This is a genomic window from Pseudomonas sp. 32_A, assembly GCF_017490905.1.
Taxonomy (GTDB): Bacteria; Pseudomonadota; Gammaproteobacteria; order Pseudomonadales; family Pseudomonadaceae; genus Aquipseudomonas; species Aquipseudomonas inefficax.
In genome coordinates this window covers 32,936-45,241 of record NZ_JAFGYI010000013.1, presented here as the reverse complement: position 1 = coordinate 45,241, position 12,306 = coordinate 32,936, and the positions used below count along the sequence as shown (strand labels likewise).

8 protein-coding genes are annotated in these 12,306 nt (G+C 65.1%); 7 read left to right on the top strand and 1 reads right to left on the bottom strand.

Annotated elements, in window-relative coordinates; all coding sequences use genetic code 11:
- Positions 1-18: 18 nt before the first annotated feature.
- Positions 19-1,029 carry an AraC family transcriptional regulator gene (locus tag J5M58_RS10430; protein WP_207878091.1) on the bottom strand — a complete coding sequence of 337 codons (1,011 nt, stop codon included), beginning with the start codon at positions 1,027-1,029 and terminating at the stop codon, positions 19-21.
- Positions 1,030-1,238: 209 nt separating this feature from the next.
- On the opposite strand from J5M58_RS10430, the gene J5M58_RS10425 reads away from it, so the two are divergent.
- The 7 genes from J5M58_RS10425 to J5M58_RS10395 all read left to right on the top strand — a co-directional run bounded on the left by J5M58_RS10425 (position 1,239) and on the right by J5M58_RS10395 (position 12,165).
- Positions 1,239-1,817, top strand: a complete 579-nt coding sequence (locus tag J5M58_RS10425; RefSeq protein ID WP_207878090.1) for an alpha/beta hydrolase — start codon at positions 1,239-1,241, stop codon at positions 1,815-1,817.
- 74 nt (positions 1,818-1,891) lie between these two features.
- Positions 1,892-3,847, top strand: coding sequence for a DUF1302 domain-containing protein (locus J5M58_RS10420; protein ID WP_112253949.1), 1,956 nt, complete (start codon positions 1,892-1,894; stop codon positions 3,845-3,847).
- A 38-nt stretch (positions 3,848-3,885) separates the two neighbouring features.
- Positions 3,886-5,244: a DUF1329 domain-containing protein gene (locus tag J5M58_RS10415; protein ID WP_207878089.1), complete on the top strand. Its 1,359-nt coding sequence runs from the start codon at positions 3,886-3,888 to the stop codon at positions 5,242-5,244.
- A 21-nt stretch (positions 5,245-5,265) separates the two neighbouring features.
- Positions 5,266-6,261, top strand: coding sequence for a YCF48-related protein (locus J5M58_RS10410; protein WP_112253951.1), 996 nt, complete (start codon positions 5,266-5,268; stop codon positions 6,259-6,261).
- Between the two features lie 15 nt (positions 6,262-6,276).
- Entirely contained in the window at positions 6,277-8,742 is a 2,466-nt protein-coding gene (locus tag J5M58_RS10405) for an RND family transporter (protein ID WP_207878088.1), read from the top strand.
- Positions 8,735-10,513: an acyl-CoA dehydrogenase C-terminal domain-containing protein gene (locus J5M58_RS10400; protein ID WP_207878087.1), complete on the top strand. Its 1,779-nt coding sequence runs from the start codon at positions 8,735-8,737 to the stop codon at positions 10,511-10,513. Before J5M58_RS10405 ends, J5M58_RS10400 begins: the two co-directional genes overlap by 8 nt.
- Before the next feature lie 11 nt (positions 10,514-10,524).
- Complete coding sequence (locus J5M58_RS10395; protein ID WP_207878086.1) at positions 10,525-12,165, top strand: fatty acid--CoA ligase; 1,641 nt, start codon at positions 10,525-10,527, stop codon at positions 12,163-12,165.
- Positions 12,166-12,306: the final 141 nt, after the last annotated feature.

The following is a 12,306-nucleotide window of genomic DNA, read 5'->3' as shown; positions in this document are numbered from 1 at the left end:
GGCCGTGCCAGGATCAAGCTAAAGCCCTTGATCATCCCGCTGTGCCCGCCAACTGGCCGGTGGCATGCCGAACTGGGCGATGAACCAGCGGGTGAACGAGCTGGGCATCGAATAACCCAGCATGTCGGCGATACGCCCCAGCGAATAGCCGGGGTTTTCCAGGTAGCGCATCACCAGGTCGCGGCGCACGCTGTTGATCAGGTCCTTGAAGGTCAACCCGCTTTCTTCCAGGCGCCGCTGCAGGGTGCGTACGTTCATGCCCTGGGTTTGCGCCACCTGCTCGATGGTGGCGCGGCCCATGGGCAGCAGCAGGTAGATGGTCTTGCGCAACTCCAGCTCCAGGGACGGCGTGCCGCCCGCCGGCAGGCTGTCCAGATAACGCTGCGCCAGGCGCGCCATCGCCTCGTTGGCCTGCGGGCTGGCGCTGTCGAGATCGGCGGCCGGGCAGACGATACCGTTGAACTCGCTGCCGAACACCAGCGTGCAACCGAAAATGCGCCGGTGGGTGGCCAGGTCGGCGGGAGGCGCGTGGGTGAAGTTGGCGCTGATCGGGTGCCAGTGCGTACCTAGCAGCGCCGCGCACAGGCGCATCATCACGCCGATGGCCAGTTCGGTGGCCTGACGACTGCAGGGCGCGCGCTCGTTGATCACCTCCTCGCGAATGACCACGGTCTTGCCAGCTTCCTCGATATGAATGGCCAGGGCGTCATTGAGCAGGTGACGGTACTGCACGATCACCTGCAGCGCATCACGCAGGGTACGTTGGTGGCTGAGCAGCAGGCTGATTTCGCCGAAGTCCGACAGTTGCCGCAACTCGGCCATGCGCAGGCCGAAGCTTTCGCAACGGGTGGCGCTGGCGGAGGCCTCCAGCAAGCTGATGACGCTGGCAACCGGGATGCGCCGGTTGGGGTCATCGAGCAACGCGGCGCTGAGGCCAACCTGTGCCAACAGCGCGTGGGGATTGAGGCCCAGGTGGCGGGACACCTCGAGGTAATTGGTCAAGCTGGCGGCACGGACCAGGGCAGGCATTTTTATTGTTATCCATGTTTTCCAAGCTAACGGCTCCTACAAAAAGCGAGCGGCTGATTGGTTATAGCCTGCGTGTCATGAATTGAAAAGCAAAGCCCTGTATTGGCCATTGTCATCAAATGAAAAGCCCCTGACGCCCAATGTGAAGCACCCGGTGGGAGGGCTGTTTACTGTGAACCTCAAGAGCTACACCGCACACGAGGTTCACCGTGGAAAAACTGCAAACCGCTGCCACCGTGCTGATCATCCCAGGCCTGCGCGACCATGTCGCCGAGCACTGGCAGACCCTGCTCGCAGGCCGCCTGGCCAAGGTGCGCAGCGTACCGCCGCTGCAGGTCGACGGCCTTTGCTGCACAGCTCGGGTCGAGGCGATCCAGCGCGAGCTGGACCAGATTGAGGGTGAAGTGATTCTGGTGGCGCACAGCGCTGGCGTGTTGATGGTCGCCCATTGGGCGGCGCGCTACCGGCGGCCGATCAAAGGCGCATTGCTGGCGGCGCCACCCGACCTGAACGCGCAATGGCCGGCCCACTACCCAAGCCCGGCCAGCCTGGCCGAGCACGGCTGGACGCCCTTGCCCCAGGAGCCGCTGCCGTTCCCCAGCATTGTCGCGGCCAGCAGCAACGACCACCTGGCCAGCTTTGCCGCAGCCAGCACCCTGGCCCAAGGCTGGGATAGCGAACTGGCCGCACTGGGGGCCGTCGGCCACCTCAACCCGGCCTCCGGTTTCGGCCCCTGGCCGCAGGCCGAGGCTTTCATCCAGCGACTGGACCAACCCAACCTGCAATAGCGCATGGACGCCCCAGCCACGCTCGCAAAAGACGGGCGGCGTAAAAAACAATAACAATACGTGGAGCCATCGTAATGCCAGAACACCGCATTCACCGTGCTGTGAAACCACAGCGCTGCCTGCTCGCCTGCGCCATCGGCCTGCTCACGCTGCCCGCCGCTCAGGCGTTCGAAGTCGATACCGGTAATGAAAACTGGGCCGTGCGCTTCGACAACACCGTCAAGTACAACTACGGCGTACGCACCGAAAGTGCCGACAAACGGATGCTCGGCACGCCCAACAGCAACGACGGTGACTACAACTTCCGCAAGGCCGGCACCAACATCACCAACCGGGTCGACCTGCTGTCCGAACTGGATGTGGTCTACCAAGGCAACACCGGGTTCCGCGTCAGTACCGCCAGCTGGTACGACAAGGCCTATGACAACACCGGTTCCAACAGCAACCCGTTCGTCAACGGCAACGGCGACCAATCCGGCATCAACCCCAGCCTCAATGGCCTGCCTGGCACCGGTGTGCCGCTGGGCAGCCCGCACCTGAGTAACTACGCCCAGCGCTACTACAGCGGCCCGTCCGGTGAAGTGCTGGATGCCTTCGTGTTCTTCAGCCGTGAAGTCGGCGAGGCCTCGCAGGTCAGCGCCAAACTTGGCCAGCACAACCTGTTCTGGGGTGAAACCCTGCTCAACCCGGTGCATTCGCTGAGCTACGGCCAGTCGGGCCTCGACCTGGCCAAGCTGGCCGCCTCGCCGGGCACCGAGGCCAAGGAACTGTTCGTGCCGCGCAACCAACTGTCGACCTCCTTCCTGGTCAACTCGGAACTGACCCTGGGCGCCCAATACTTCTTCGACTGGGACGCCGCCCGCCTGCCCGAAGCCGGAACCTACTATGGTGGCTCGGACGTGGTAGGCGAGGGCGCCCAAAGCTTCCTGCTCGGCCACACCGGCGCCCCAGGGCTGATCCCTGTGCGCGGCGCGCTGACCACCATCCGCCGTGGTCATGACCTGAACCCGGGCAAGAGCGGCGACTGGGGCATCATGGCCAAGTGGTCGCCCGAGTGGCTGGGTGGCACCCTCGGCTTCTACTACCGCAAGACTTCCGAGATCCTCCCGCAAGCCTGGCTCGACGCGCGCGGCATGACCGTCGCCAACGGCCCGTTCGGCAACCCGCCGGGCAGCCGTCAAGGCGCAGTCGGCAACCTGTACAACTCGCTGCAAAGCACTACCTACCAGTTCGCCTATTCCGACGACATCGACATCTATGGCCTGAGCCTGTCCAAGGATGTGGGCGGGATCAGTGTCGGCAGCGACCTGAACATCCGCCACAACATGCCGCTGGCGAGTATCCCGGCCATCGTCAGTGCACCCGGCCAGGGTGGCCTGGGCGGCGGCTTCGGCCTGCTGCCGACACGCCTGCCCAGCAGCGGCGTGATCTACGACGTGCCCAAGGATGGCGACAGCCTGAGCGCCACCGGCGACACCCTGCACTGGACCTTGAACGGCCTGATGACCATTGGCGATACGCCGCTGTTCGATTCGGCAACCCTGCTTGGCGAGCTGTTCTACAGCAACCTGCTCAAGCTCGATGGCCACAACGAGGCCTTGTACAAGGGCAAGAGCAGCTACCGCGGCATCGACAAGGCCACCCGCGACAACTGGGGCATCGCCGTCAACTTCACCCCTACCTGGTACCAGGTGCTGCCCGGCATGGACCTGAGCATGCCGCTGTCGGTCAACGTCGGCCTCGACGGCGTGTCGCCGGTGCAGGGCGGTGGCGCCGAGAACACCGGCAACTATGCGGTAGGCGTGAGCGCCGCGATCTACAACCAGTACTTCGTCGACCTCAAGTACGTCGACAGTTTCGGTGAGACCAAGGCCTGCAAGAACGGCCAGACCGACGGCAGCACCCCCAACGCCCTGGACGGCGAACAGGATTACACCTGCTACGGCGGCGGCTACGCCTCCTTCTCCGGCGGTGGTGCCACCACCGAGGACCGTGGCGCCCTGTACCTGACCGTCAAGACGACCTTCTGAATCATGTTTCCTACAGCCTACACAGGAAGACAACCATCATGAATTTCGTACGTACCCTGCTGGCCTCGTGCCTGTCACTGGCCGCCCTGAACGCTGCCCAGGCCGCCGTTTCCACTGACCAGGCCGCGCGCCTGGGCTCCAGCCTGACCGCGATCGGTGCGGAAAAGGCCGGCAATGCCGATGGCTCGATCCCGGCCTACCAGGGCGGCCTGCTGACGCCGCCAGCCAGCTACCAGAGCGGCGCCAGCATGCGCCCCGACCCGTTCGCCAGCGACAAGCCGTTGCTGGTCATCGATGGCAAGAACGCCGAACAGTACAAAAGCCAACTGACCGCCACCACCCTGGAACTGCTCAAGCGCTACCCCAGCTACCGCGTCGATGTGTACCCGACCCACCGTAGCGTGGCGCTGCCGCAAGCGGTACTCGACAACACCCGCAAGAACGCCACTGCGGCCAACAGCCAGGAGGGTGGCACCGCGGTGGACAACGTGCTGCCGGGCATCCCGTTCCCCATTCCGCAGAACGGCGCCGAGGCCATGTGGAACTTCCTGCTGCGCTACCAGGGCGTGAGCATGACTGCCAAGTACGACTCGTGGAACGTCGACGCCGCTGGCAAGCCATCGCTGTCGACCACCGGCCAGGCCAATATCAGCTACCCGATCTACGAGGACATGGCCAAGCCGATCGGTGCCAAGGACACCTACTACCAGATGAAACTGGTGTACACCGGCCCCGCACGCCGTGCCGGCGAAGCGATGATGCTGCGCGATGCCGCCAACCCGCTGGTGCAGCCACGCAGCGCCTGGCAGTACCTGCCGGGCCAGCGCCGGGTCAAGCTGGCACCGAACCTGGCCTACGACACGCCCAACCCGGGCACCTCGGGTTCGGGTACCTACGATGACGTGTTCGTCTTCAACGGTGCGCTGGACCGCTACGACTGGACCCTGGTCGGCAAGCAGGAAATGTACGTGCCGTACAACACCTATCAGCTGACCTACAACACCGACGTCAAGCAGGTGATCACCCCCAACCACCTGGCGCCGCAGTTCGTGCGCTGGGAGAAGCACCGAGTCTGGGTGGTGGAAGGCAAGCTCAAGGACGGTGCGCGCCATATCTATCACAAGCGCCGCTTCTACCTCGACGAAGACAGCTGGATCGCCCTGGCCTCGGACCAGTACGACGCCCGTGGCCAGTTGTACCGCGGCTCGTTCGCCTTCCTCACCCAGAGCTACGACAAACAGACCCCCGACGCCACGCCTTTCATGATCTACGACCTGATCGGCGGCACCTACAACCTCAATGGCGTAGTGGGTGCCTACGGCGGCATCCGCTACATCGATCCGCTGTCAAAAACCCAATGGTCGCCCGAGTCGCTGGCCGGCAACGGCATTCGCTGAACGCACGCAGCAGAGGTGGCAATGTCTGTCTTCAAACGATGCAGCGTGGTAGTTCTGGCCTTGGCCGCGCTGCAGGGCGCGGCCCAGGCGGCGCCCTTCACCGATGTGCTGGACCTGCCCGCCATGCCCAGCGCCCTGGTCGCCAGCAGCGCCTTGCGCGATGTAGCCCTGGCCGGGCAGCGCCTGGTCGCGGTGGGCCCGCGAGGGCACATCCTGTACTCCGACGACCACGGCGCGCACTGGCAGCAGGCCCAGGTGCCGGTCAGCGCCGACCTTAATGCCGTGAGCTTCGCCACGCCCGAGCTGGGCTGGGCGGTTGGCCACGATGGCGTGGTGCTGCACAGCCGCGATGGCGGCGAGCACTGGCAGAAGCAGCTGGATGGCCGGGCGCTGGCCGAACAACTGCCGGGCACGGGTAGCGACAATGCCTTGCTCGACGTGTGGTTCGGCGATGCCCGCAATGGCTATGCGGTCGGCGTGTTCAACCTGCTGTTGCGCACCGTTGATGGCGGCGAGCACTGGCAACCTTGGCTCGACCACAGCGATAACCCGCAAGGCCTGCACCTGACCAGCCTGGCCGCGGTGGGTGACGAGCTGTACATCACCGGCGAGCAAGGCCTGCTGCTGAAGCAGGACGGCGAGCGCTTCAGCCGTGTCGAGACACCCTACGCCGGCACACTGTTCGGTGCTGTCGGCAAGCCTGGCGGACTGCTGGTCTACGGCCTGCGTGGGCATGCCTACCGCAGCACCGATGGCGGCCGGCAGTGGCAACCGGTCAGCACTGGGGTGAACACCAGCCTCACCGCCGCCGGCGTCGACCGTGACGGCCAGCTGTGGCTGGCCAGCCAGGCCGGCGACCTGCTGCTGAGCCGGGATGATGGCGCCAGCTTCAGCCCGGTGCCGCAAAGCGCCCGTGGCCCGGTGACCGCGCTCGCCACCGATACCGGCAACGGCCTGGTACTGGTCGGCGAGCGGGGCGTGCGCAACCAGGCCGGCAACCCCACGCTGCACCCATAACAAGAGAAGACCCTGATGGCCGCTACCCGCCAAGATACCCTGCCGGTAATCCGCAACCTCGACGATTTCGACCCAGGCTCGGGCAATGCCCTGGAGCGCCTGGTGTTCAACCATCGCCTGCCGTTCCTGCTGTGCATGCTGCTGGCGACCCTGGTGCTGGGCTACATGGCGCTGACCCGCCTGGAGCTGCGCCCAAGTTTCGACAAGATGCTGCCGCAGAGCCACCCGTACATCCAGAATTACCTGGAAAACCGCCCATCGCTGCGTGGCCTGGGCAACGCGGTGCGGGTGGTGGTGGAGAACACCCAGGGCGACATCTTCGACCCGGGCTACCTGCAGACCCTGCGCCACATCAACGACGAGCTGTTCCTCAGCCAGGGCGTGGACCGGGCCTGGGTGAAGTCGTTGTGGAGCCCGGCGGTGCGCTGGACCGAGGTGACCGAGGAAGGTTTCCAGGGCGGCCCGGTGATGCCCGACGGCTACCAGGGCGCTGCGGGCGACATCGAGCAACTGCGGCAGAACATCGAGCGCGCCAATATCGTCGGCAGCCTGGTGGCGCGTGATTTCAAGTCGAGCATGCTGGTCGTGCCGCTGCTCGACCAGGATTCGGCCACCGGCAGGGGCCTCGATTACCACGCCTTCTCGCAGAAGCTCGAACAACTGCGCAGCCAGTATCAGGCCAGCGGCCAGTACCGCATCCATGTGATCGGCTTCGCCAAGCTGATGGGCGACCTGATCGACGGGCTGATCCAGGTGATGGCGTTCTTCGCCCTGGCGGTGCTGACCAGCCTGCTGATCATCTACTGCTACACCCGTTGCGTGCGCAGCACCCTGCTGGTGGTGCTGTGTTCGCTGATTGCGGTGGTGTGGCAGCTGGGCATCGTCGCCTGGCTGGGCTACGCCATCGATCCGTATTCGATCCTGGTGCCGTTCCTGATCTTCGCCATTGGCGTGTCCCACGCTGCGCAGAAAATGAATGGCATCCTCCAGGACATCGGCCGTGGCACCCACCGTCAGGTAGCAGCGCGCTATACCTTCCGCCGCCTGTTCGTGGCCGGGGTGACTGCGTTGCTGGCCGATGCGGTGGGCTTTGCCGTGCTGATGCTGATCGACATCCCGGTGATCCAGGACCTGGCCATCACCGCCAGCATCGGCGTGGCGGTGCTGATCTTCACCTCGCTGCTGCTGATGCCGGTGGCGCTGTCTTATGTTGGTGTTGGCCGCAAGGCTGCCGAGCGGGCCCTGGAAATTGATGCTCGTTGGGGCCGCAGAGCGGCCCCAATCAACCCATGGAGCCTGCTCGACCGCTTCACCGAACGTAAATGGGCCAGCGCCGCACTGCTGGTGGCCCTGGCCCTGGGCGCCCTCGGCATCTGGGGCAGCCTGCAACTGAAAATCGGCGACCTCGACAGCGGTGCCCCCGAGCTGCGCGCCGACTCCCGCTACAACCTCGACAACGCCTACATCACCCAGCACTACGCGTTGTCCAGCGATACTTTCGCGGTCATGGTCAAGACCGCTCCGGAAGGCTGCCTGCAATACCAGACACTGGTCCTTGCCGACCGCCTGGCCTGGGAGCTGCAGCAATTGCCGGGTGTGCAGACCACCGTGTCGCTGGCCAACGCAGTGCGCCAGATCACCGCCGGCACCTACGAAGGCAACCCGCGCCTGAACAGCCTGCAGCGCAACCAGGACGTGCTCAACTACGCTGCCCAGCAGGCCTCGGTCAATGCCCCCGAGCTGTTCAACAACGACTGCTCGCTGATGCCGGTAATCGCCTACCTCAAGGACCATCGCGCCGACACCCTGGCCCAGGTGGCCGCCGTGGCCGAGCGTTTTGCCCAGGCCAACAGCAGCGCCGAACAGCAGTTCCTGCTGGCCGCCGGCAGCGCCGGCATCGAGGCCGCCACCAACGTGGTGGTCCGCGAGGCCAACCACCGCATGCTGTTGCTGGTGTACCTGGCGGTCACGCTGTTCTGCCTGTTCACCTTCCGTAGCTGGCGCGCCACGCTGGTGGCGATCCTGCCGCTGATGCTCACCTCGGTGCTGTGCGAGGCGCTGATGGTAGCCATGGGCATTGGCGTCAAGGTCGCCACCTTGCCGGTGATCGCCCTGGGCGTAGGCATTGGTGTGGACTACGCGCTGTACCTGCTCAGCGTGCAACTGCATTACCAGCGCGCCGGGCTGAGCCTGGCCCAGGCCTACCAGAAAGCCGTGGCCTTCACCGGCCGGGTGGTGGGGCTGGTCGGTATTACCCTGGCGGCCGGTGTGGTCGGCTGGGCCTGGTCGCCGATCAAGTTCCAGGCCGACATGGGCCTGCTGCTGACCTTCATGTTCCTGTGGAACATGCTCGGTGCGCTGGTGCTGATCCCTGCGTTGTCGCATTTCCTCCTGCGTGGCCAGGCCGCCCCGGTGCCTGCCGAGGCCCAGGCCACGTCGCTTCCGCAAACCCAAGAAACCGAGTGTTCGCCTCATGTCTGATTACCTTCCGCCACTGCGCGACATGGATTTTCTGTTCAACGAAGTGTTCGACATACCGGCCTGGTGGGCGCAAACGCCCGCCTTGGCCGAGCAGGTCGATGGCGATACTGCCCGGGCCGTGCTCGAACAGGCCGGCAGGCTGATCGCCCAGGTGGTCGCACCGCTCAACCGCAGTGGCGACGAGCAGGGTTGCCGCTGGGAGGCGGGCCGGGTACGCACCCCCGATGGTTTCGCCGATGCCTACCGGGCATTTGCCGCCGATGGCTGGGTGGGCGTCGCCGGTGCCCCGGAATATGGGGGCATGGGCATGCCGAAAGTGATCGGCGCCCAGCTCGAAGAAATGCTCAATGCCGCCAACCTGTCGTTCGGCCTGTACCCGATGCTGACGGCCGGGGCCTGCCTGGCGCTGCTCAACCATGCCAGCGAGCCGTTGAAGGCGCTGTACCTGCCGCCCATGTACCAAGGGCGCTGGGCCGGTTCGATGTGCCTGACCGAGCCGCACGCCGGCACTGACCTGGGCCTGATCCGCACCCGTGCCGAGCCAGGCGCCGATGGCCGTTACCGCATCACCGGTACCAAGATCTTCATCACAGGCGGTGAGCAGGACCTGACCGAGAACATCATCCACCTGGTGCTGGCGCGGCTGCCGGATGCGCCCGCCGGGCCCAAGGGCATCTCGCTGTTCCTGGTGCCCAAGGTACTGGTAGACGCCGATGGCATGCTGGGCGAGGCCAATGCGGTGAGTTGCGGGTCGATCGAACACAAGATGGGCATCAAGGCCTCGGCCACCTGCGTGATGAACTTCGACGGCGCCATCGGCTATCTGGTCGGCGAGCCGAACAAGGGCCTGGCGGCAATGTTCACCATGATGAACTACGAGCGCCTGGGCGTAGGTATCCAGGGCCTGGCCCTGGGCGAACGCTCCTATCAGGGCGCCATCGCCTATGCCCGTGACCGCCAGCAAGGCCGTGCGCCGACGGGCGCCGAAGCGCCGACGCAAAGTGCAGACCCTATCGTCGTCCACCCGGACGTGCGGCGCATGCTGCTGACCATGAAAGCGCTGAACGAAGGCGGGCGGGCATTCTCTAGCTACGTTGCGCTGCAACTGGATCTGGCCAGGTACAGCGAAGCACCGGCCGCACGCGCCCAGGCCGAGGCCAAGGTGGCGTTGCTCACACCGGTGGCCAAGGCATTCCTCACCGACATGGGGCTGGAGACCACCTTGCACGGCCAACAGGTGCTGGGCGGCCATGGCTATATCCGCGAGTGGGGCCAGGAGCAATTGATCCGCGACTGCCGCATTACCCAGATCTACGAAGGTACCAACGGCATCCAGGCCCTCGACCTGGTGGGGCGCAAACTGTTTGGCGATGGCGGGCAGGCCTATCGCAGTGTGTCCGATGAAATTACCGCCTTTGCCGAGGCGTTGCCCGCGGCGAGCGCGGAGTTTGGCGCGCCGCTGCTGGCTGCCGTGCGCAACCTCGATGAGCTGACCGCCTGGTTGCTCGACCGGGCCCAGGGCAACCCGCGGGAGCTTGGTGCGGCGGCGGTGGAGTACCTGCAGGTGTTTGGCTACACCTTCTACGCCTTCCTGTGGGCTCGCATGGCTGTGGTATGCCAGTGTCATGCGGCCCCCGAGCCGTTTCACCTGAGCAAGCTGGGCACCGCGCGGTTCTACTTTGCCCGCCTGCTGCCACGTATTCATTCGCTGAGTGCCAGTGTGAAGGCCGGTAGCGACAGCCTGTATCTGCTCGAGGCTGGGCAACTGTGAAGGCCGCCGACATGATTACCACGCGCGTCATGCCCGCGGCCGAGCAGGCCTATGCCTATCCGTTGCTGATCAAGCGCCTGCTGCTGTCGGGCGTGCGCTACCAGCCCAACCAGGAAATCGTCTACGCCGACAAGCTGCGCTACACCTACACCACGCTGCTCGAACGCATCCAGCGGCTGGCCAACGTGCTGACCGCCGCCGGAGTCAAGCCTGGCGACACCGTGGCCTTGCTCGACTGGGACAGCCACCGGGCGCTGGAATGCTTTTTTGCCGTACCGATGCTGGGTGCGGTGCTGCACACGGTGAACGTACGGCTGTCCACCGAGCAGGTGCGCTACACCATGAACCATGCCGAGGACCGCCTGGTACTGGTTCATGACGATTTTTTGCCGTTGATGGCGCAATTGCGCGATGACTTGCCCACGGTCAAGGGGTTCATTCGCCTCGCCGAAGGTGGCCCGGCAACACAAGACGTCCCGTTGCTGGGTGAGTACGAAGCGCTGCTGGCGGCTGCCGAGCCGCAGTTCGACTTCGCCGATTTCGACGAGCACTCATTGGCCACGCTGTTCTACACCAGCGGCACCACCGGCAACCCGAAGGGCGTGTACTTCAGCCACCGGCAACTGGTGCTGCATACCTTGGTCGAGCAGGGCACCCTGGCTGCCTGCGGCGAGGTGCCGCTGTTGCGCAGCGGCGATGTGTACATGCCCATCACGCCGATGTTCCACGTACATGCCTGGGGCGTGCCATACGTGGCCACGGCGCTGGGCATCAAGCAGGTCTACCCCGGGCGCTACGAGCCCAACCGCCTGGTGTGCCTGTACCGCGACGAGGGCGTGACGTTCTCCCATTGTGTGCCCACGGTGCTGCAGATGATGCTCGACAGCGAGGAAGGGCGCCGCGCCGACCTGACCGGCTGGAAGATGCTGCTGGGCGGCAGTGCGCTGACCCTGGGCCTGGCGCAGCGTGCCAGCGAGCGCGGCATCAGTGTGCATTGTGGCTACGGCATGTCGGAAAGCTGCCCGCTGCTCAGCATCACCCACTTGAGCGCCGACCTGCTGGCATTGCCCATGGCGCAACAGCTGCCGCTACGTATCGATGCCGGCGTGCCGATTGCCCTGGTGGACCTGCGCATTATCGACGCAGAAGGCAATGATGTGCCCCGTGATGGCGAAAGCCTGGGTGAAATCGTGGTGCGTGCGCCGTGGCTGACCCAGGGCTACCTGCATGAACCGGAGCAGGGTGCCGCGTTGTGGCTGGGAGGCTGGATGCACACTGGCGACCTGGCCGGCATCGACCCTGTGGGTGTGGTGCGTATTCGCGACCGGATCAAGGATGTGATCAAGACCGGTGGCGAGTGGGTAAGCTCGGTGGCGCTGGAAAACCTGATCAGCCAGCATCCGGCTGTCGCATCGGTGGCGGTGATCGGCATCCCGGACGCGCAGTGGGGTGAGCAGCCGTTGGCCTTGGTCGTCTGTTGTGATGGCATGCAGTTCGACCAGGCGGCATTGGCAGGGCATCTGCAGCCGTTTGTCGACAGCGGGCACCTGAACAAATGGGCGATACCACGGCAGTTGCGCTGCGTGGAGGAGATCCCCAAGACCAGCGTTGGCAAGATCGACAAGAAGCGGATCCGCCAGGCATTTCTTTGAATGCTGGCCGGACCGGCTGGCACCGGCTGCGCCGGTGTTCGCGGGTGAACCCGCTCCCACAGGTATGGCGCATTCCCTCAGCTGGTGGGGGCCCTGTGGGAGCGGGCATGCCCGCGAAGCAGGCGACGCGGTGGCTGGCAC